Here is a 21,511-nt window from a genome sequence, read left to right as displayed (position 1 = left end):
CAGGGGGGAGTGCCGTGCTGCCAGTCGAGGACGCGCCCGGCTACCAGGTACTCGATCAGGCGGGCCAGGGCGGCTTCGCCGTCGTGTACCGCGCCTACCAGGAGCGCCTCGACCGGGTCGTGGCGCTGAAGGTGCTGTCCGTCGACCGGGTCGACCAGCGCACGATGCGCAGGTTCCAGCGCGAGCTGCAGCTCACCGGCCGCCTGACCGGCCACCCCAACGTGGTGACCGTCTTCGACACCGGCGTCACCCGCTCCGGCAAGCCGTACATCGCGATGGACTACTTCGAGAACGGCTCGCTGCGCGACAAGGTCCGCAAGGAGGGGCCGCTGCCGGTGCCCGACGTGCTGCGCGCCGGGGTGAAGCTGGCCGGGGCGCTGGCCGCCGTACACGAGGCCGGGGTCCTGCACGGCGACATCAAACCGCAGAACATCCTCATCTCCCGGTACGGCGAGCTGGCCATCGCCGACTTCGGCGTGGCCAGGGTCGTGGACTCCTCGGAGATCTCGGCCACGTCGCAGGCGTTCACGCCGCTGCACGCCGCCCCCGAGGTGCTCACCGGCCAGCCCCACTCCGCCTCGACCGACATCTACTCGCTCGGCTCGACCCTCTACCACCTGCTGGCCGGCCAGCCCGCGTTCCACAACCCGACGGACCCGTCGATCGCGCCGCTGATGTACCGGGTGCTCAGCATCGAGCCGCCCCCGATCAACCGCGCCGACGTGCCGCCGCCGGTCCACGAGACGGTCCTGCGGGCGATGTCCAAGCAGCCGGAGGTCCGGTACGGGTCGGCGCGGGAGTTCGCCCGGCGGCTGCAGGAGGTGCAGGCCGAGCTGGGGCTGCCGGTGACCGACCTGGTGGGCCAGGACCCCGGCCCGGGACCGGCGATGGCCACGGTGCCCCGCCCCCGCTTCGACGACCCGCCGACCGGCGAACCCCCGCCCCCGGGCGATCCCCGGCCTCCGGCGACCTCCCAGCCCTCGTCCACCGGCCACCGGCTCCCGACGACGGGCAACCACCTGCCCTCCACCGGCCATCACCTGCCCGGCGGCCCCGGCCGGCCGTCGCCGTTCGCCCCCGAGGCGCAGCCGTCGCCGTTCGCACCGGAAGCGCGGGCGGCGGGCACCGGAGGCATGCACGCCCCGCCGTCGCGGGGCGCGGTGACCGCCCCCGGCGGAGGGGCGCGCCTGCCACGGGGCCTCGTGATCGGCGCCGCCGTGGCGGCCGTCGTCATAGGCGGCACGAGCGCGGCCGTCTACCTGTCGCTCCAGCAGAACCAGACACCGCAGGCCACCCAGCCCGAGGCGTCCGAGCCGGGCACCCAGGACACCGAGCCCATCGACAAGCGCTCCATCGCCGCGCTGACCCCCCGCGGCCTGAAGGTGACGGCCGACCAGGGCGCGCTGGTCGAGCTGCGCTGGACGCTCCCCGCCGGCGCCCGCCGCTATCCGGTGGTCCTCCAGCGCTCCCCGATCAAGAAGGGCGACCAGGCCATCACCGCCCTGGGCCAGGGCACCACCGCGACCCGCGTCGCGGGACTGGACCCGGCCAGGGGCTACTGCTTCCTGGTGGGCGTCCCGCTCAGCATCTCGGAGAGATCGACGGTCGCCTGGTCGAAGCCGACGTGCATCAGAGGCGCCGTCGCCCGCTCGTCCTGAGGGCTCACCCCAGGAGCTTGCGCGCCGCCTGCTCGATCTCCGCCTCCGACAGCAGTACGTGATCGGCCGCCCCGCCCAGGGGGATGAAGCTGTCGGACGAGGTCACCCGCGCGAGCTTCCCGGAGTACCCGGCGTCGGCCAGCTCCGCGATGATCCCCTCCGACACGCCGCCGGTGTGCCGGGTCTCGTCGGCGATCAGCACGTTGCCGGTCAGCTCGGCCGCCCGCAGCAGGTCCTCCATCGGCAGCGGGGCCAGCCAGCGCAGGTCGAGCACCCGGCATCCGTAGCCCTCCTGGGTCAGCCGCACCGCGGCCCGCAGGCTCATCCGCACCCCGTTGCCGAACGTCACGATCGTCAGGTCGCGCCCGTCGCCGTAGGAGCGCGCCTGCCCGATCGGCACGTGCGTCTCCGGCCAGCGCCCGGGCGGCGCGTACGGCGCGAGCCAGCCCCCGTCGCCCTCCTCGAACAGGTCGCGCGTGTGGTAGAGCGCGATCGGCTCCAGGAAGACGGACACCGACCCGGACGTGCGGGCCGCCGCCAGGCACGTGCGCAGCATCGCGGCCGCGTCGTCGGGGCGCGCGGGCGAGGCGATGACCAGGCCGGGGATGTCCCGCAGCGCGGCCACCGAGTTGTCGTTGTGGAAGTGGCCGCCGAAGCCCTTCTGGTAGGCGTACGCGGCCACCCGGACCACCATCGGGTTGAGGTAGGCGCCGCGCGAGAAGAACGACAGCGTGGCGCCCTCCCCCCGGATCTGGTCGAGCGCGTTGTGCAGGTAGGCGAGGTACTGGATCTCCGGCACGGGCAGCAGCCCCGACACCCCGGCGCCGAGGGCCAGCCCCAGGATGGCCTGCTCGTCCAGCAGCGTGTCGAACACCCGCCCGGGGCCGAACCGCTTCTGCAGCCCCCTGGTCACGCCGTAGACGCCGCCCTTCTTGGCGACGTCCTCGCCGAACACGGTCATCTCCGGGTAGACGGTCAGCGTGTCGGCGAGCGTGCGGTTGACGGCCTGCGAGAGCGTCATCGGCTTGTCGTTCTCGGGCAGCGCCCCGGCGAACGCCTTCTCCCGCTCCGCGGGCGAGGCCGCCGTCGGGCTGATCTTGGCGATCAGCTCCGGCTTGCGCGGGGCGATCGGCTCCATGACCTCCTTGGCGGAGCCGAGCCGCGGGCTGCGCGTCGTCTCCAGCGCGAGCCGCAGCACGTGCTCGCGCTGGGACTCGTACATCTTGAGCAACTCCTCGGGCGTGCTCTGCCCGCCCTCCACCAGCAGCGCCGCCGTGCGCACCAGCGGGTCGCGCTCCAGGTCGGCCTTCATCTCGCGCTGCGTGCGGTAGGCCTGCTCGACGTCGGAGCCGGCGTGCCCCATGAGCCGCACGGTGGTCAGGTGGAGGAAGGCGGGGGAGCGGCGCTCGCGTACGTGCCGGACCGCGCGGACGGCGGCGTCGTACGCCTCGGCGAGGTCGCAGCCGTCGGCGGCGAAGTATTCGATGCCGGGACGCCGCAGGGCCGACTCCACCCAGCCCTTGGGCGTGCGGACGCTGATGCCGATGCCGTTGTCCTCGCACACGAACAGCAGCGGCAGCGCCTGGCCCTGGTAGGTGGCGTAGGAGGCGGTGTTGAAGCCGCTCTGGGCGCTCGCGTGGTTGACCGAGGCGTCGCCGAAGCTGCACACCGTGACCGCGTCGGCGGGCCAGCGGGGCGGCGTGACGACCGCCGCCGCCCGCTCGATCGCGAACGCCACGCCGACCGACCTGGGCAGATGGCTGGCGATCGTCGACGTCTGGGGGATGACGGCCAGGTCGGGATGGCCGAACACCTTGTGCCTGCCGCCCGCGATCGGCTCGTCGGCCGCCGCGGTCAGGCCCATCAGCACGTCGCGGATGCCCTGCTCGGGCAGCCTGCCCGCCTGCTCGGACCTGGTCAGGTAGAACGCGCCGGAGCGGTAGTGGAGCAGCGCCGGGTCGGTGGGCCGCAGGGCGGCGGCGACGGCCGCGTTGCCCTCGTGGCCGGCCGAGCCGATCGTGTAGTAGCCCTCGTCACGCTCGCGCAGCCAGCGGGCCGCGATGTCCAGGAGGCGGCTGTCGAGCTGGCGCAGGAACAGCGTCATGCACTGCTCGCCGGTCAGGGCGCCGCCCTCGTGGACCGGCAGCGCCGGATCTCGCGGCGGTCCTGCCTTCAGCGTCGCAACCGCCTGGGTGAAATGAGTCTCAACTGTGTCGCGCGCCACAACTCGATTATGTCTTTCATCGGCGGCGACGTCTGCCGGACGTGGCTGACATGTTGTGGACCGGTCCGTTTGACCCCGAAATAAACGGTTTGTCAGAATCCTCAACCTTCCGGCCCGCGCGTACGTCTACTTAGGTGACACACGTGGCACCCTCAATGCCGCGTTGAACGACTGGGGTCTCCAGAAAGGAACCCGTATGTTACAACGCATCCGTGTGGCCGCCCTCGCCGTAGCGCTCGGCGCCGGAGCCGTGGTCCTGGCTCCCTCCGTCGCGACAGCGGCCACGGATCCCGTCATCACCCGAGTGGGGATCAGTCCCGGCCCACCGATCGACGTCACCGGTGGCGCGGTCACGGCCACCTTCAGCTTCGCCACCAAGGGGGCCGACAAGGCCGAGCTCCAGCTCAAGCCCCCGGGTGACGTCAGCGTCGGCAAGCCCGTCGACCTGACGTCCGCCAAGGACGGCGACTGGACCAAGTGGACCGGCACCCGGTCCTTCGACTCCACCAACGTCGGCACCTGGAGCTGGCTCGCCGTCGCCGGGGGCGCCTCCCGCGGCGGCACGTTCGAGGTCAGCGTCAAGAAGGTGCTCGACACCAAGATCGTCGACTTCGACGCCAGCCCCGACCTCGTGGACAAGGGCGACCTGATCAAGGTCACCGGGCAGCTCCTCGCCGACGGCAAGGGGTACGGCGGCCAGAGCGTCGCCATCACCTTCCGCGAGCGCGGCACCGACGCCTACCGCGAGATCGCCAAGGTGACGACCGGTGGCAACGGCTGGTTCAGCGCCACCGTACGGGCCCGCGAGACGGGCTGGTGGCGGGCCGAGTTCACGGCCACGTCCGCGGCCAAGGGCTCGGTCAGCGACACCGACCGGGTCGACGTCAAGCGCGGTGACCTGGGCAGCAGGATCGCCGGCTTCGACGCCCGACCGGAGCCCGTGGACAAGGGCGACCGGCTCACGTTCTCCGGCGCCCTGCTGGTCGAGGACCGCGGCGGTGTGGCCGGCGAGCGGGTCTCGATCTTCTTCAAGGCCGCCGGTTCGGGCCGGTGGGAGTACGTCACCAGCGACGTGACCGGCCGCCAGGGCCGCTTCTGGGCCTCCGCCACCGCGCAGGCCTCGGGCTGGTGGCGGGCCGAGTACGCGGGCACCAGCGGCGTCCGCGGCTCGGTCAGCGACGGCGACTGGGTCAAGGTCAACGAGCCGGCGCCCCCGCCGCCGCCCGCCAAGGCGGACACGCGGCTGATCAAGTTCAACGCGTACCCCGAGCCGGTGAAGCGCGGGAAGTACCTGAAGTTCAAGGGCAGCCTGCAGATCTTCGACGAGGGCTCATGGGAGGGCTACAAGGGCAAGGTCGCGCTGTTCTTCAAGCCCGCGGGCTCGAAGAAGTGGCAGTACGTGAAGACCACCTGGTCGAACGGCGGCGGCGGGCTCTACACCAAGGTCAAGGGCTGGAACTCGGGCCGCTGGCGGTTCGTGTTCGGCGGTGACGACGACACCTACGGCGCCACCAGCCGCTCGGACTACGTCCGGGTGAAGCGCTGATCTGACGGAAGGACGAGGCCCGGGGCGCACCGCCCCGGGCCTCGTGCCGTCTACTCCGCCCGCCTGAACTCCGCGATCCCCACCCCCAGCAGCACCAGCCCCAGAGCCGCCACGAGGCCGAGTTCAAGGACCACCGGCACCTGGAAGTCGAACCATCGGACCCCGGGGTTCAGCACCGCGTCGACCTGCGCCGGCACGTCGAGGTGCGAGAAGACCGCCTGGCGCAGCGGGTCCACCGCGTACGTCATCGGGTTGACCACGGTCAGCACGTGCAGCCACGACGGCAGGTTGGCCAGCGGGAACATCGCCCCCGACAGGAACATCATGGGCATGATCGCCATCTGCATCAGCCCGAAGAAGGTCTGCATGTTCTTCATCCGGGCGGCCAGCATCACCCCGAAGGCCGTGATCGTGAACGCCGCGAGGAACATCTCCGCCAGCAGCGTCACGAAGAGCGCGGGCGAGTAGGGCACCCCCACCAGCCCCGCCATGGCCAGGATGAGAATGCCCTGCCCGGTGGCCACGATGGCGCCGCCCAGGCACTTGCCGACCACGATCGCCCCGCGCGAGACGGGCGCGACCAGCATCTCCCTCAGGAAGCCGAACTCGCGGTCCCACACGATGGACCCGGCCGAGAACATCCCGGTCATGATCACGGTCATGGAGATCATGCCGGGGTACATGAACGTGCGGTAGTCGATCCCGGGGATCGCCCCCCGCACCAGCGACCCGAGCCCCGTGCCCATGACGAACAACCAGAGCACGGGCTGCACCAGCATGGACGCCATGCGGGTGCGGTCGTTGACGAACCGCAGCATCTCCCGGTGGAGCACGACCTTGACCGCCCGCAGGTCGTGACCGGCGCCGCGGACCGGCACGCGGACGCTGATGGCCCCTGTCGCCATGGCTATCGCCTCGCCATCGCTCTCATGAACGCCATGTTGCCGTCACCGGCCTCGGCGTCGCGGATGGTGGAACCGGTGTACGACATGAACACGTCGTCCAGGGACGGACGCGAGACGCTCACGGACCTGATCGGCATGCCGAGCTCGGCGAACAGCCTGGGCACGAACTCCTCGCCCGAGGCCACCGCGAACGTCACCGAGCCCTCGCGCACCGCCGCCTCCAGCCCGAACCGCTCCCGCAGCGCCTTGATCGCCTCCGTGTCGTCGCCGGTCTGGATCTGCACCCGGTCCTTGCCGATGCTGGCCTTCAGCGCCTCGGGCGAGTCGATGACGACGACCTCGCCGTGGTCGATGATCGCGATCCGGTCGCAGTACTCGGCCTCGTCCATGTAGTGCGTGGTCATGAAGATGGTGATGTCCTCAAGGAGCCGCAGCTGGTTGATGTAGCCCCAGATGGCCGAGCGGGTCTGCGGGTCGAGCCCCACGGTGGGCTCGTCGAGGAAGAGCACCCGCGGGGAGTGCAGCAGGCCGCGGGCGATCTCCAGCCGTCGCTTCATGCCGCCCGAGAACGTCATTACCTTGGCGTCCTTGCGGTCCCACAGCGCGACCATCTCCATGACCTGCCGGATCCGGTCGCCGACGGCGTTCTTGGGGACGCCGTACAGCTCGGCGTGGAAGCGCAGGTTCTGCTCGGCGCTCAGGTAGCCGTCGAGCGTGGGGTCCTGGAAGACGAGGCCGATGTTCCTGCGGACCTCGTCACGCTCCCTGACCACGTCGTGGCCCGCCACGGTGGCGCTGCCGCCGGTGGGGTTCACCAGCGTGCAGAGCATGCTGATGGTGGTGGTCTTGCCGGCCCCGTTGGGGCCGAGGAAGCCGAACACCTCGCCCGGCCGCACCTCGAAGTCCACCCCCTTGACGGCCTCGACCTTCCCGTACGTCTTGCGCAGGCCGCGTACGGCGACCGCCGCGTCCGCCGCCATCTCAGCCCTCCGCCAGGATCTGGAACATGGACTTGCGCGTCTTCTTGATCAGCTCCTTCGCCGCCGCGATCTGACGCTCGTCGGCCGTGCGGACCAGATGGGAGAACGCCTCGTTGAGCTGGGCCCACAGCAGGCGCAGCTCGTGGTGGTCGGGCGGCACGGCCGTGCGGGCGACCTCGTCCCACGGCGCCTCGCCGGTGTCTCCGGCGTGGCGCCGGCCCTCCTCCGTCAGCCGGTACGTACGGCTCCCGCCGGACTCGTCGCTGGACACCAGGCCCTCGTCCTCGAGCTGCTGCAGCGCCGGATAGACGGAGCCGGGGCTGGGCCGCCAGACGCCGCGGCTGCGCTCCTCGATGCTCTGGATCATCTGGTAGCCGTTCTGCGGCTCTTCGAGGAGGAGCGCCAGCAGGGCGGCCCGGACGTCGCCGCGGCGGACCCGCGGAGCGGGAGTCTCCCAGTGGACCACGGTGCCGAAGTGGGCGCCCGGCGGGGGCGGCGCGAACGGGGGGCCGAAGTGGCCCGGCCCCGGCGGTGGACCGGGGGGCGCGCCGGGCGGGAACGGCGCCGGAGGGTAGGGGGGCGGGGCATCCCAGAAGTCTGGTTCTTCCACTATTTCCTCCAACTATCGAGATAGCTTGACGATATATCTAGATAGTTGACGTGGGAAGGGCATTTCGGGCAGATCCCTGGAAGTTAGTGAGTGCTAACAGCGGCGGTGACGGCCGCCCGCGCCATGGCGTGCAGCAGCGGCCGCATGTCACCCGCGCCCAGCTCGCCCGCGCTGTGCGGCGTGGAGTTGAGCAGCCCGAACACGGCGTGCGTCGCGGCGCGCAGCCGCGCGGCCGGGCACGCGGGGTGCAGCTCGGCCAGCACGGTCACCCATTCCTCGACGTAGAGCCGCTGCAGCCGCCTGATCTGGCGCCGCTCCGGCTCGGGCACGTTGCCCAGCTCCCTGTCGTGCACGGTGATCAGCGCCGGCTGTTCGAGCGCGAACGTGATCTGCACGTTGAGCAGCGCGTCCAGCGTCTCCTGCGGATCCGGGTACGAGGTGACCACCGCCGCGGCCGACTCGCGCAGCCGCGTGCTGACGTCGAGCAGCATCTCCGACAGCAGCGCGTCCTTGCCGCTGAAGTGCCGGTAGAGCGCGGGGCCCGAGACGCCGACCGCGGCGCCGATGTCCTCGATCGAGACGCCGTGGAAACCGCGCGCGGCGAACAGCCGGGCCGCCGCCTCCAGGATCTCCCCGCGCCTGTTGCGGCGATTCCGGGTAGGGGCGGTAGTGGTCACGTCTCACATGCTAGACGACTACGTTAATGATGACTAACATCTCGTGCCATGAGAGGGGTGTCATGAGCGAGTGGCCGGTGCTGAAATCGTCCGCCGATCCCGGCGGCGAGGCGTACAAGCGCAACGCCGAGCTCAACGAGCGGCTCGCCGCCGAGCTGCTCGAACGGCTGGAGGCGGCCGCCAGGGGCGGCCCCGAGCGCTCGCGCACGCGCCACGTCGAGCGCGGCAAGCTGCTGCCGCGCGACCGCGTCGACGGCCTGCTCGACCCCGGCTCCCGCTTCCTGGAGCTGTCGCCGCTGGCCGCGAACGGCCTCTACGACGACCAGGCGCCCGCCGCGGGGATCATCACGGGGGTCGGCCGGGTCTCCGGCCGCGAGTGCGTGATCGTCGCCAACGACGCCACCGTGAAGGGCGGGACGTACTACCCGATCACGGTCAAGAAGCACCTGCGCGCGCAGGAGGTGGCCCTGCACAACCACCTGCCGTGCGTCTACCTCGTCGACTCGGGCGGCGCGTTCCTGCCCAAACAGGACGAGGTGTTCCCCGACCGCGAGCACTTCGGCCGCATCTTCTACAACCAGGCCACCATGTCCGCCCGCGGCATCCCGCAGATCGCCGCCGTGCTCGGCTCGTGCACGGCGGGCGGCGCGTACGTGCCCGCGATGAGCGACGAGGCCGTCATCGTGCGCGGCCAGGGCACGATCTTCCTGGGCGGCCCGCCCCTGGTGAAGGCGGCCACCGGCGAGGAGGTCACGGCCGAGGAGCTGGGCGGCGGCGACCTGCACGCGCGGGTCAGCGGCGTCACCGACCACCTCGCCGAGGACGACGCGCACGCGCTGGCCATCGTCCGCGACATCGTCTCCACCCTGGCCCCGCGCGCCCCGCGCCCCTGGGACACGATCGCGCCCGAGCCGCCCCGGCACGACCCGCGCGACCTGTACGGGATCGTGCCCGCCGACACGCGCCAGCCGTACGACGCGCACGAGGTGATCGCCAGGATCGTGGACGGCTCGCGCTTCCTGGAGTTCAAGGCCGAGTACGGCTCGACCCTCGTGACCGGGTTCGCCCACCTGCACGGCCATCCGGTGGGGATCGTGGCCAACAACGGCATCCTGTTCAGCGAGTCGGCCATGAAGGGCGCCCACTTCATCGAGCTGTGCGACCAGCGCCGGACCCCGCTCGTCTTCCTGCAGAACATCAGCGGCTTCATGGTCGGCAAGGCCTACGAGGCGGGCGGCATCGCCAAGCACGGCGCCAAGATGGTCACCGCCGTCTCGTGCGCGCGGGTGCCCAAGTTCACCGTCGTCGTCGGCGGGTCCTTCGGGGCGGGGAACTACGCGATGGCCGGGCGGGCGTACTCGCCCAGGTTCCTGTGGATGTGGCCGAACGCCCGCATCTCGGTCATGGGCGGCGAGCAGGCCGCGAACGTGCTCACGACGGTCGGCACCGCCGACGCCGACGCGATCAGGGCCCAGTACGAGCACCAGGGCAACCCGTACTACTCCACGGCCAGGCTGTGGGACGACGGCGTGATCGACCCGCTCGACACCCGCACCGTCCTCGGCCTGGCGCTGTCCGCGGCGGCCAACGCCCCGCTCGAGCCCGCCGGTTACGGCGTCTTCCGGATGTGACGCATGTTGTTCGACCGTGTTCTGATCGCCAACAGGGGCGAGATCGCCGTACGGGTCATCCGCACGCTGCGCCGGCTCGGCATCACGTCGGTGGCCGTGCACACGGCGTCGGACGCCGGAGCCCGTCACGTGCTGGAGGCCGACGTAGCCCACCAAGTGCCGAAATATCTGGATATTGAGGCGATTGTCGGGGCGGCACTGGCGTCCGGGGCGCAGGCCGTACACCCCGGATACGGGTTCCTCGCCGAGAACGCCGCGTTCGCGCGGCGGTGCGCGCAGGCCGGGCTGGTGTTCGTCGGCCCGCCGCCCGAGGCCATCGACGCCATGGGCGACAAGATCCGCGCCAAGGCCACGGTGTCGGCGGCCGGGGTCCCCGTCGTGCCCGGCGGGGCCGAGCCCGGCGACTCGCTGGAGTCCTGGCGCGAGTTCCCCGCGCTGATCAAGCCCTCGGCGGGCGGCGGGGGCAAGGGTATGGTGCTCGTACGGTCGGCCGCCGAGCTGCCCGACGCCCTGGAGTCGGCCCGGCGCACGGCGCGGGCGGCGTTCGCCGACGCGACCCTGCTGATCGAGCGGTACGTCGAGAGCCCGCGCCACATCGAGCTGCAGATCCTGGCCGACACCCACGGCAACGTCGTGCACCTGGGCGAGCGCGAGTGCAGCCTGCAGCGCAGGCACCAGAAGATCATCGAAGAGGCGCCCTCGCCGTTCGTCGGCCCCGAGACGCGCGCCCGCATGGGCTCGGCCGCGGTGGAGGCCGCGCGCTCGGTGGGCTACGTGGGGGCGGGCACGGTCGAGTTCATCGTGGACGGGACCACCGGGTCCCACCACTTCATGGAGATGAACACCCGCCTGCAGGTGGAGCACCCCGTCACCGAGCTGGTGACCGGGCTCGACCTGGTCGAGCTGCAGCTCCGGGTGGCGGCGGGGGAGCCGTTGCCGTTCGGGCAGCAGGACGTGCGGCTCGACGGGCACGCCGTCGAGGCCCGCGTCTACGCCGAGGACCCTGCCCGCGGCTTCCTGCCGACGGGCGGCCGCGTGCTGGCGCTGCGCGAGCCGGACGGCGGCGTCCCCGGCGCTCCCGCGCCCGTCGTGCGGGTGGACTCCGGGCTGGTCGAGGGCGGCGTCGTGGGCAGCGAGTTCGACCCGATGCTCTCCAAGGTCGTCGCCTGGGCGCCGGACCGGGCCTCGGCGCTCAGGACGCTCGACCGCGCCCTGGCCCGCACGGCCGTGCTCGGCGTGATCACCAACATCCCGTTCCTGCGGGCCCTCGCCGCACACCCGGCGGTCAAGGCGGGCGAGCTGGACACCGGGCTGGTCGAGCGCGTGCTGCCCGAGCTGGTCCCGCCCGCAGACGTGCCCGGCGAGGTGCTCGCGGCGGCGGCGCTCGCCTTCCACGCCGCCCTGCCCCGGGGCGACGACCCGTGGGAGGCCACGGACGGCTGGCGGGTGGGCACGCGGGCCTGGACGACGTGGCGGCTGGAGTCGAGGGACGGGGTGCACGCGGTCCAGGTCCGCGGCCTGCCCGAAGAATCCGCCGAGGTCCTGATAAATGGTGAGATCGTCGCCGCACGCATCCGGCTCGCCGACGGGGAGCTGACCGTCACGATCGGCGGCCGTACCGAGCACTACCTGCGCGTACGCCACGCCGACACGCTCTGGCTCGGCAAGGACGGCGCGGCGTGGGCGCTCACCCGGCACCTCATCGGCGACCCCGGCGACCGGCCCGGCGCGGCGGCCACGGGCGACGGCGTCGTCAGGAGCCCCATGCCCGGCACCGTCCTGGTGGTCAAGGCCCAGGCCGGCGACCGGGTCAGCGCGGGCCAGCCGCTGGTCATCGTGGAGGCCATGAAGATGGAGCACACCGTCACCGCGCCCCGCGACGGCGTGGTCGCCGAGCTGCCCGTCCAGGCGGGCCAGCCGGTCGACATGGACGCCGTCCTCGCCGTGGTGGGGGAGGAGGACTGATGCCGTACCCGATGGAAGGGCTTCCGCAGCAGGTCACGATCTACGAGGTCGGACCGCGCGACGGCCTGCAGAACGAGTCCTCGATCGTGCCCGTCGAGGTGAAGGCCGAGTTCATCGAGCGCCTCGCGGACGCCGGGCACAAGGTGATCGAGGCGACCAGCTTCGTGCACCCGAAGTGGGTGCCGCAGCTCGCCGACGCCGACGACCTGCTCGCCCGGTTGCGCAGGAAGCCGGGCGTGCGCTACCCGGTCCTCGTCCCCAACCTGCGCGGCCTCGACCGGGCGCTGGAACGCGGCGTGGACGAGATCGCCATCTTCGCCAGCGCCACCGAGACGTTCGCCGCCAAGAACCTCAACCGGAGCCTGGAGAGCCAGTTCGAGATGTTCGAGCCGGTCGTGGCCAGGGCGCTGGACAACGGCGTGCGGGTGCGCGCGTACGCGTCGATGTGCTTCGGCGACCCCTGGGAGGGCCCGACGCCGATCGCCCAGGTGGTCTCGGTCGGGGAGCGGCTGCTCGGGCTCGGCTGCCACGAGCTGTCGCTCGGCGACACGATCGGGGTCGGCACGCCCGGCCACGTGACCGCGCTGATCAAGGCGTTCCGCCGCCCCGATCGGCTCGCCGTGCACTTCCACGACACCTACGGCCAGGCGCTCGCCAACACCCTGGCCGCACTGAGAGCGGGCGTGACCACGATCGACGCCTCCACGGGAGGCATCGGCGGCTGCCCCTACGCCGAGTCCGCCACCGGCAACCTCGCCACCGAAGACCTGGTCTGGATGTTGCGGGGGCTCGGCATCGAGACCGGGCTCGACCTGGGCAAGCTCGTGTCCACCAGCACCTGGCTGGCGGAGCTGCTCGGCCGGCCCAGCCCCTCCCGCGTCGTACAGGCGCTGTCGAAAGGCTGACCATGCTCAAGGATGAGTACGAAGAGCTGCGCAAGACCGTCGAGTCGTTCGCCCGCGAGGTGGTCGCGCCGGTGATCGGCGACTACTACGAACGGGAGGAGTTCCCGTACGACATCGTGCGGCAGATGGGCGCCATGGGGCTGTTCGGGCTGCCGCTCCCGGAGGAGTACGGCGGCATGGGCGGCGACTACTTCGCGCTGTGCGTGGCGCTGGAGGAGCTGGCCCGCGTCGACTCCAGCGTGGCGATCACCCTGGAGGCCGCGGTGTCGCTGGGTGCGATGCCGATCTACCGGTTCGGCAACGACGAGCAGCGCGCGCACTGGCTGCCCAAGCTGGCCTCGGGCTCCGCGCTGGGCGCGTTCGGCCTGACGGAGCCGGGCGGCGGGTCCGACGTGCCGGGCGGGATGCGCACCACGGCCGTGCTGGACGGGTCCGAATGGGTGATCAACGGGACGAAAGCCTTCATCACGAACTCCGGCACCGACATCACGGCCGTCGTCGGCGTGGCCGCGCTCACCGGCGAGCGGGAGATCTCCACGATCCTCGTGCCGAGCGGCACGCCCGGGTTCACGGTGTCGAAGAAGTACTCCAAAGTCGGCTGGAACGCCTCCGACACCCGCGAGCTGTCCTTCGCCGACTGCCGCGTCCCCGCCGCGAACCTGCTGGGCGAGCGCGGCCGCGGCTACGCGCAGTTCCTGCAGACCCTCGACGAGGGCCGCGTCGCGATCGCCGCGCTCAGCGTGGGACTGGCCCAGGGGTGCGTGGACGAAAGCCTCAAGTACGTCAGGGACCGGAAGGCGTTCGGCCACCCGATCGGCCACTACCAGGCCATCCAGTTCAAGATCGCCGACATGGAGGCCCGCGCCCACACCGCCCGCCTGGCCTACTACCACGCGGCCGAGAAGATGCTGGCCGGGGAGCCGTTCAAGAAGGAGGCCGCGATCGCCAAGCTGGTCTCCTCGAACGCCGCCATGGACAACGCGCGGGACGCCACGCAGGTGTTCGGCGGCTACGGGTTCATGAACGAGTTCCCCGTGGGGCGCTTCTACCGCGACGCCAAGGTGCTGGAGATCGGGGAGGGCACGAGCGAGGTCCAGCGCATGCTCATCGCCCGCCAGCTCGGCCTGGGCGACCTCTGAACGTCCGTGGCGGGGCGAAGGTCGAAGTCGTGGGAGTTTGCGCCCGCCACCTCGGACGATCTAGTGTCATCAGTCATGACGGCTGACGATCTTCTCATCAGGAGGGCGGAGAAGGCGGACGCGGACGAGGTGTTCGCGCTGGCGCGCGAGTTCGGTCTGACGTTCAGGCCAGAGCGCGGGGCCTTCGACGCCGCTCTGCCCGAGCTGCTGGCGAACGAGGACGCCATGCTGCTCGCGGCCGTCGTGGGCGGGCGCGTGCAAGGCTACCTGCTGGGGTTCGTGCATCTGACGCTGTTCGCCAACGGGCCGGTGGCCTGGGTCGAGGAGGCCATGGTCGGGTCCGGGGCGCGCCGGCAGGGCATCGGGCGGGCCCTGCTGGAGGAGTTCGAGCGGTGGGCGCGTTCGCGGGAGGCGGGCTACGTGGCGATGGCCACGCGGCGGGCGCCCGAGTTCTACCACGCGCTCGGCTACGAGGCCTCCGCCACGTTCTTCCGCAAGGTCCTGCGCTAGCGTCTTGAATTCTCTGTGGTTCCCTGAAGGAATCAGGTAATTCGGGCGGGCGTAGCCTGCTGTGGGCTGCTTCCATGCTTGGCAAGCGCGAGCACGGGGGTGGCTTTGGCGTGGTGGAAGCCGGTCCGGTGGTGAGAATTCCTGACATGCCCTGTCCGGTGCGGCTCGCGCCGTCCCGGCTTGGGTGCATGGCCCGCCGGACGCTGTCTCGCCCCGGGAGTGCCGGGGACGGGGGCGGGCACCGTGCGCCGGTCGGGCACACGGCTGGAGGTCAGCCAATCGTCTGCCGAGTTGACCTGATCAACCGGCGTGGTCACCGAGGTGTTTGCCGGGTTGTTTGCCGGGTTCTTCGCGGTGCGGGCCGATCGTTTCGGGGTGGGACGGTTCTTGGATCTGTCCCGCGCCGCCGGTCGGGGGTGCAGGTCGGTTCGGGTGCGGCGGGCACGGCGGGCCGCCCGTGTGGGCTTGGCCGGTCGGCGGGCGCGCGCCACGTTACCCTCCACGACCTTGCCGATGGTGCGGGCCCCGGTGGCGCGGTTGGTGCGGGTGGCGTCCTGGCCCAGCAGGCCGCGCGCCAGGATCCGCTCGGCCGCGACCCAGTCCCGATCACAGGACAGCCCGCAGACGGGGCAGTACGCCCACGCCCAGCCGCGCTCGGCGAGCCGGTCCGGGGCCGGGCTATGCCGAAGCCGCGATGCGCCGTCCCCGCAGCGAGGGCAGTACCGGGAGGTGCCGCGGGCCGGGACGGTGACCACGGTGATGGCGTTCTGGGCCGCCAGGTGCCGGATCGCCTCGACGACCTGCCCGCGCACCTGCCCCGACAGGCGCGCGTTCGCGCGTCCTCGGCGCCCGCGCGCCTCCAGAGTGGCCAAGTCTTCCAGATAGATGACCGTCGCCCCGTTGGCGACGGCTTGATCGAGGGCCCAGCGAGCCGCCGACCAGGCCAGCGCCTTGTTCAATTGCCGGAGGCGGGCGCACAGGCGCTCGTGTTCGACACCAGTGCGCCAGCAGGCCACGCTCAGTTCGGCGTAGCGGGGGTCAGCGGGTGTGATGTCGGCCAGGAGCCGCTGCTGGTGCCGGTGTTTGGCGGCCAGGTGCTCCCGCTCGGCCCGCAGCCGGTGCAGCTTGGCGGAGATACTGCTGGCGTCGTAGGTGAGTGGCCGCCCGTCGCCGATCACCCGGCCATCAGCCAGACGTCCCGCCGCGCCGGTCAGCAGGGTGTTGAGGCCCCAGTCGAACCCCATCCCCGTCACATGCCCGGTGGCGGGCGCGAATCCGATCGGGATCTGGAACGGTAGATCGACGCGTACCCGGCCTTTTCGCACCTGCAGGGTAGGAGTGCACAGCTTCGCCTCCGATGGCACGGTCGGTGGCAAGGTGATCGGCAGCACGTGCCAGGCCCAGTCCTTGGCGGAGGCGGGTGAGGCGAGCAGGGGAAGCCGCACCCGCAACCGGGCGCTGTGGTTGCTGGTGCGTTCCAAGGTGACCAGTTGCCGGTCGGCTGCGGCCAGTACGATCTGCGCCGCGATGTTCGGGGGCTGCTCCAGGTCGGTCAGATCCGCCGGGAACGCGCCACGCTCGTCGAGATACGTGGCGATCTGCCGGGTCCGGTTGCGGATCTGCGCCGAGGTCATTCCGTCCGGCAGTACAGCGCGCAGCGCGTCCCATTCGGCGTCGGTGCGGGCCCGTGAGTTGCCGGGCCAGGTCGTCACGATCGCCGCCACCATTCGGCGGCGGTGCAGCGCCAGCCGCAACGCGCGGGCGGCCTGCTCTTGGGCGCACCGCAGGACCCGGTCGCAGACGTGCACGCCGAGGCCGGGGGCCAGGCCCCAGCCCAGCCGCCGGACAGCCATCCAGCCTTTCGACGGCAACACGCGCCCGTCCAGCCCCACCCCGGACGCCAGCGCATCCAGATCAGCCGTATTCCACCGGGCCGCGACGATACCGGCGGTGAGTTCTCGCGCCAGGCTGGTCAGCCAGGAGACCCGCTGCGCCGACAGCGGCTGAGAAACGACCTCGCCGGTCTTTTCCACCATCGCTCCATGGGCGGTGCAGGTCGCGGTCGCGGTGAGCTTACTCACGTCGCCGCCCCTGCCGCGAAGCGGTTGCGCGGCGGCACCCGGACGTGTAGGTCACGACCTGCATCCGCCCACCCCACCTCCCGCATCCACGATGTGTCACCTAAACGCTACCAAGAGTTCGCGTTCATTGATAGAACACGTGAGCGATAAATATCAAATACCGTCCGCCCGCCCCAACCCACCCCGCGGACAGATGCCTGCACACGCGTATAGGCCACACGGCCAGGAACACTCGCCGACCATCTGGCCGGGCGGCCTGTCCAGGCCGCTCCTTCCACAGCCCGAGCCCTGTCCATGGGTCATGTCCCGCGGACCTCCACGATCCCGGTGTGGCCGGTGGCGACGCCCTTCGTCTTCCCGCACCGCCCAGGGCGCCTCCTGCCCGCCCGCACCGGATATGCGCAAGTCGCCGACCCACACCTGCCCCGTACCGCAAAAGGGCCGCAACACCAGCCAGCGAATCAAGACCCGCCTCCTCGAAGCAGCCCTCGAGGTGAGCCGTGCCGACCCACACCACGCGAATCCGGCCCCGACCGACCCGCAGTCGCACCACGACCCGCACGCCCAGACGCTTGGCCGCTGCCCATCTCAACACACTCACCGAACTGAGAGATCACGGCAGAATCTCTGACTTTCATAGCGAATATGGAGAACAGTTCATACCCTCCGCGCCGGCCCCTCGCGCTACCCCCGCGAGGCCCCGCGAGGTTCTGTGCCGAGCGGCCCGGCAGGAATTCTGTCGTCACCTGATGGCATTCTTAGGGCGTGAGTATCCACGCCGTCAGCCCCCGCTTCGTCGGGCGTGCCCGTGAGCTAGCCGCCCTCGGCGACGCGCTCGCCAGAGCGCGTGCCGGGGCGTCGTCCGCCGTGCTCGTCGGCGGCGAGGCCGGGGTCGGCAAGACGCGGCTGATCAAGGAGTTCACCGACCGGGCCGACGACGCGCTGGTGCTCGTCGGCGGCTGCCTGGAGCTGGGCACCGAGGGCCTGCCGTTCGCGCCGTTCACCGCCGTGCTGCGGGGGCTGGTGCGGGAGATGGGCCGCGACGGGGTGGCGGCGCTCGTGCCCGGGGGCACGCGCGGGCTGGCGCGGCTGCTGCCCGAGTTCGGGGAGCCGGACGGGGACGGGCCGGAGGCCAGGGCGCGGCTGTTCGAGCAGGTGCTGGGGCTGCTGGAGCGGCTGGCCGAAGAGCGCCCCGTGCTGCTGATCGTCGAGGACGCCCACTGGGCCGACCGGTCCACCCGCGACCTGCTGTCGTTCCTGGTCCGCTATCAGCCCACCGCGACGGGCCTGCTGATCGTGGTCACGTACCGCACCGACGAGCTGCACCGCACCCACCCGCTGCGGCCGCTCCTGGCCGAGCTGGGCCGGGTCGAGCGGGTGCGCAGGATCGAGCTGCGCAGGCTCACCCGCAAGGAGGCCGTCGCGCAGGCGGCCGGCATCCTGGAGCGGGAGCCGTCCCCGGCCGACATGGACCTGATCTACGCGCGCAGCGAGGGAAACCCGCTGTTCGTGGAGGCGCTGCTCAGCGACGGAGGCGGCGTCGCGCTGCCGGAGTCGCTGCGCGACCTGCTGCTGGCCAGCGTCGAGCGGCTGCCCGCCGAGACGCAGGAGCTGCTGCGCGTGGCCAGCGCCGGCGGGCAGCGCATCGAGCACGACCTGCTCTCCGCCGTAGCCGGGCTCGACGAGAGCGCGCTCGCCGGCGCGCTGCGGCCCGCCGTGGCGGGAAACGTGCTCACCGTCGACGGCGAGGGCTACTGCTTCCGGCACGCGCTGATCCGCGAGGCGCTCCACGACGACCTGCTGCCCGGCGAGCACACCCGCCTGCACACGCGCTTCGCCGAGGCGCTTGAGCGCGACCTGTCGATCCTGCCCGCCCCGCGCGGCGCGATCGAGCTGGCCCACCACTGGCACTCCGCCCACGACTCCACCTGGGCGCTGGTCAGCGCCTGGCAGGCGGCCGGCGTCGCCCGCAGGTCCACCGCCTACGACGAGCAGCTCGGGATGCTGTCCAGGGTGCTGGAGCTGTGGGACCAGGTGCCCGACGCCATCGAGCGCATCGGCTGCGACCGCACCGACGTGCTCAGGAACACGGCCACGGTCGCGCACCTCGCCGGCGAGTACGAACGGGCCATTGCCCTGGCGAGCGCCGCCCTCGCCGAGATCGACCGCGACGCCGACCCGATCAGGGCGGCCAAGCTGCTGCGCCAGCGCGGCCTGACCCGCTACGACCTGGGCCGCCCCGGCTTCCTCGACGACCTGCGCGAGGCGGCCGCGCTGGTCGCCTCCGACGAGCCGAGCACCCTGCGAGCCCAGGTCCTGGAGACCCTGTCCCGCATGCTCCACGGGCGCGAGTCCTGGTCGGAGCGGCTCGCCACGGGCCGGCTCGCGATGGAGATCGCCCACGAGCTGGGCGACCGCAGGGTGGAGGCGCACGCGCTGATCGACCTCGCTTGGGCGCGGTTCGGCTTCTCCGAGATCGACGCGCAGATGGAGGCGTTCGCGGAGGCGCGCAGGATCGCCGGCGGCGACGGGGCGTTCAACGCGCTGATGCGCTGCGCGATCTCCGAGTCCGACGCGCTGGAGGGAGCCGGCCGCCACGAGCGGGCCGCGCGGGTGGCCCGCGACGGCATCGAGGAGGCCCGCCAGTACGGGCTGGCCCGCACGTCCGGCGCGTTCCTGTCGATCAACCTCGCCGAGCCGCTGGTCTCGCTGGGGCAGTGGGAGGAGGCGCTGGAGGTGGTCGAGCACGCACTCGACCTCGCGCCGCCGGCGCCCTACCAGGCCAGCCTGCAGGGGTTCGCCATGGACATCGCGCTGGCGCGCGGAGAGTTCGACCGGGCCGAGCGGCTGCTGGGGTCGTCGCGGGGCGTGCTGTCGCGCGGGACCTTCCGCGACCAGACCGTCCTGCCGCACCTGTGCAGGGAGGTGCGGCTGCTGCAGGCGCGCGGGGAGCTCGAGGCCGCGGTCGAGGCGGCCGCCCGGGCCATGGAGGAGCGCGATCTGCTGGACACCCCGCGCTACTCCTGGCCGGTGCTGGTGACCATCGCCGACCTGCTCGCATCCGTGGTGCCGCATCCCGGGCGCGCCGCGACGGCCGCCCCCGCCGGCGGGGCCACGCCGCTGGCGAAGCTCGGCGCGGCGCTTTTGGAGCGGCTCCGGGCGCTGGGGCGGGAGGTCGAGGCCGACGGGGACCTCCAGCACGCCCACCGCCTCACCTTCACGGCGTTGACGGGCCCTGAGCCGGACGACGGCGCCGCCGAGCCGGGCGCGTGGCAGTTCAAGGCCTGGGACCAGGCCGCGGGGGCGTGGGCGGCACTGCGGCAGCCGTACGCCGAGGCGCGGTGCCTGGTGGGCGCGGCGCAGGCGGCGCTGGCGTGCGGCGACCGGCAGGAGGCCGCGGCGCGGCTGGGCCGCGCTCGGGAGCTGGCCGGCCGGCTGGGCACGACGCCGCTGCTGGAGCAGCTCGACGCCTTCGGGCGGCGGGCCAGGATCGGGGGCACGGAGGAGACGGCCGACGGGCCGCCGCTGGGTTTGACGGCTCGGGAGCTGGAGGTGCTGCGGGAGGTGGCCGACGGGCGGAGCAACCGGGAGATCGCCGAGGCGCTGTTCATCTCGGTGAAGACGGTGAGCGTGCACGTCTCCAACATCCTGGCCAAGCTGGGCGTCGCCACCCGAGGCGAGGCCGCCGCCACCGCCTACCGACTGCGGCTGTTCGACGCACCTTTGTGACCGGCCTGTCCGACGCGGCTCTGTGACAGAGCCGTCCGACGTGCCTTCGCGACCGCCCTGTTCGGCGCGCCATCCTGTTCGACGTGGCTCTGTGACAGACCCGTCCGAGGTGGCTCTGTGACCGACCTGCCTCTGTGGCCGGCCACTGCTCGACGTGGCTCTGTGAGCGGCCTGGGCGGGCCTCAGGCCGTCAGCTGGGCTTCCAGGCGGTAGCCGTCCACCGTGACGTAGACCTGGTCGCCGGGGCGGGCGTTCAGCCGCATCAGCACCGGCTGGAGGGAGTCGAAGACCGGCTGGTGACCCTGCCAGACCAGGACGATGGCGTTGTCCCCCGGGCCGGTCACCGACAGCAGGGTGCCGGGGCGCATGCCGAGCTGGGCCGCGTAGCCCTCCGGCACCGGCACCGGGCCGCCCCTGAGATGCTCGGGGGTCACCTCGATGCGCTGCCAGCGGCGCGGGTCCGAGGACGGGCTCGGCAACGGCGGAGGCGGCGTCGGGGGAGTGCCCGCCAGCATCGGCGAACGGCCGCCCGACAGCGCCGAGAGCGTCGCCAGGGCCGCGGACGGGTCGATCGAGCCCGCCGCCGAGGCCGACGGGATGGGCTGGCCGCCCCGGTGATGGTGGCCGTTCGCGCCCGGCGTGCGGCGGGGCAGGGGCTGGGCGGGCGACGGGGCCTCGGCCACCGCGCCGCCACTTGACTCCTGGGGCAGGGCGTCGTACCAGGCCCTGGCGGAGTGGGTGCGGATGCCCAGCTCGCCCATCAACTCCACGACGTCCGCGTCGGGCGGGCTGGAGGCCAGGAGCTGCCTCGTACGGTCCTGCAGGCGGTGCAGGTCGCCCACGACCAGCCAGCCGTCCTGGAAGCGGCGGTCGGGCATGAGCGTCACCAGCACGCGCCAGAGCGGGGTGCGCAGCGACGGGACGGTCACGGGGTGGGCGGGGTCGGCACCG

At 72.1% G+C, this 21,511-nt stretch carries 14 protein-coding genes and 1 pseudogene; 8 read left to right on the top strand and 7 right to left on the bottom strand.

Translation table 11 applies throughout. The annotated features are described in order from the left end of the window. Nucleotides 1–14: 14 nt before the first annotated feature. Complete coding sequence (locus ABZS69_RS05595; protein WP_355366989.1) at nucleotides 15–1,658, top strand: serine/threonine-protein kinase; 1,644 nt, start codon at nucleotides 15–17, stop codon at nucleotides 1,656–1,658. Between the two features lie 4 nt (nucleotides 1,659–1,662). On the opposite strand, the gene ABZS69_RS05590 is transcribed toward ABZS69_RS05595, so the two are convergent. Continuing rightward, nucleotides 1,663–3,882 (bottom strand): thiamine pyrophosphate-dependent enzyme, encoded by a 2,220-nt coding sequence (locus tag ABZS69_RS05590; RefSeq protein ID WP_355366986.1) that lies wholly within the window; start codon nucleotides 3,880–3,882, stop codon nucleotides 1,663–1,665. A gap of 196 nt (nucleotides 3,883–4,078) precedes the next feature. Here ABZS69_RS05590 and ABZS69_RS05585 point away from each other — a divergent pair, with 196 nt between their 5' ends. Beyond that, on the top strand, nucleotides 4,079–5,428 hold the full coding sequence (locus tag ABZS69_RS05585) for a hypothetical protein (protein ID WP_355366983.1): 1,350 nt from the start codon (nucleotides 4,079–4,081) through the stop codon (nucleotides 5,426–5,428). 50 nt (nucleotides 5,429–5,478) lie between these two features. On the opposite strand, the gene ABZS69_RS05580 is transcribed toward ABZS69_RS05585, so the two are convergent. From ABZS69_RS05580 to ABZS69_RS05565, 4 genes are all read right to left on the bottom strand, one after another. Continuing rightward, a complete protein-coding gene (locus ABZS69_RS05580; RefSeq protein WP_355366980.1) occupies nucleotides 5,479–6,333 on the bottom strand; it encodes an ABC transporter permease in 855 nt (284 codons plus the stop codon). A gap of 2 nt (nucleotides 6,334–6,335) precedes the next feature. Further along, nucleotides 6,336–7,313 (bottom strand): ATP-binding cassette domain-containing protein, encoded by a 978-nt coding sequence (locus tag ABZS69_RS05575; RefSeq protein ID WP_355366977.1) that lies wholly within the window; start codon nucleotides 7,311–7,313, stop codon nucleotides 6,336–6,338. A gap of 1 nt (nucleotide 7,314) precedes the next feature. Continuing rightward, nucleotides 7,315–7,923 (bottom strand): PadR family transcriptional regulator, encoded by a 609-nt coding sequence (locus ABZS69_RS05570; protein ID WP_355366974.1) that lies wholly within the window; start codon nucleotides 7,921–7,923, stop codon nucleotides 7,315–7,317. Between the two features lie 83 nt (nucleotides 7,924–8,006). Further along, on the bottom strand, nucleotides 8,007–8,600 hold the full coding sequence (locus ABZS69_RS05565; protein WP_355366971.1) for a helix-turn-helix domain-containing protein: 594 nt from the start codon (nucleotides 8,598–8,600) through the stop codon (nucleotides 8,007–8,009). A gap of 62 nt (nucleotides 8,601–8,662) precedes the next feature. Here ABZS69_RS05565 and ABZS69_RS05560 point away from each other — a divergent pair, with 62 nt between their 5' ends. The 5 genes from ABZS69_RS05560 (at nucleotide 8,663) to ABZS69_RS05540 (ending at nucleotide 14,750) form a co-directional block, all read left to right on the top strand. After that, nucleotides 8,663–10,231: a carboxyl transferase domain-containing protein gene (locus ABZS69_RS05560; protein WP_355366968.1), complete on the top strand. Its 1,569-nt coding sequence runs from the start codon at nucleotides 8,663–8,665 to the stop codon at nucleotides 10,229–10,231. 3 nt (nucleotides 10,232–10,234) lie between these two features. Next, nucleotides 10,235–12,196, top strand: coding sequence for a biotin carboxylase N-terminal domain-containing protein (locus ABZS69_RS05555; RefSeq protein WP_355366965.1), 1,962 nt, complete (start codon nucleotides 10,235–10,237; stop codon nucleotides 12,194–12,196). After that, the gene (locus ABZS69_RS05550) at nucleotides 12,196–13,101 is read left to right on the top strand and encodes a hydroxymethylglutaryl-CoA lyase (RefSeq protein WP_355366962.1); all 906 of its coding nucleotides are present in this window, start codon (nucleotides 12,196–12,198) and stop codon (nucleotides 13,099–13,101) included. The genes ABZS69_RS05555 and ABZS69_RS05550 overlap by 1 nt, the downstream gene beginning before the upstream one ends. Nucleotides 13,102–13,103: 2 nt before the next feature. Further along, nucleotides 13,104–14,240 carry an acyl-CoA dehydrogenase family protein gene (locus tag ABZS69_RS05545; RefSeq protein ID WP_355366959.1) on the top strand — a complete coding sequence of 379 codons (1,137 nt, stop codon included), beginning with the start codon at nucleotides 13,104–13,106 and terminating at the stop codon, nucleotides 14,238–14,240. Nucleotides 14,241–14,315: 75 nt separating this feature from the next. Beyond that, nucleotides 14,316–14,750 carry a GNAT family N-acetyltransferase gene (locus ABZS69_RS05540; protein WP_355366956.1) on the top strand — a complete coding sequence of 145 codons (435 nt, stop codon included), beginning with the start codon at nucleotides 14,316–14,318 and terminating at the stop codon, nucleotides 14,748–14,750. A gap of 32 nt (nucleotides 14,751–14,782) precedes the next feature. Here ABZS69_RS05540 and ABZS69_RS05535 read toward each other — a convergent pair whose 3' ends face one another. Further along, nucleotides 14,783–16,831, bottom strand: coding sequence for a zinc ribbon domain-containing protein (locus tag ABZS69_RS05535; RefSeq protein WP_355366953.1), 2,049 nt, complete (start codon nucleotides 16,829–16,831; stop codon nucleotides 14,783–14,785). 765 nt (nucleotides 16,832–17,596) lie between these two features. Between ABZS69_RS05535 and ABZS69_RS05530 the strand changes: the two genes are divergently transcribed. Next, a complete protein-coding gene (locus ABZS69_RS05530) occupies nucleotides 17,597–20,560 on the top strand; it encodes an AAA family ATPase (protein ID WP_355366950.1) in 2,964 nt (987 codons plus the stop codon). 182 nt (nucleotides 20,561–20,742) lie between these two features. Here the strand turns inward: ABZS69_RS05530 and ABZS69_RS05525 are convergent. Continuing rightward, nucleotides 20,743–21,511: pseudogene (locus ABZS69_RS05525) on the bottom strand (hypothetical protein); the annotation flags it as partial.

This window comes from Nonomuraea sp. NPDC005650 (genome assembly GCF_040605375.1).
In the GTDB taxonomy this organism is placed as follows: Bacteria; Actinomycetota; Actinomycetes; order Streptosporangiales; family Streptosporangiaceae; genus Nonomuraea.
This window is presented reverse-complemented; position numbering and strand designations above follow the sequence as displayed.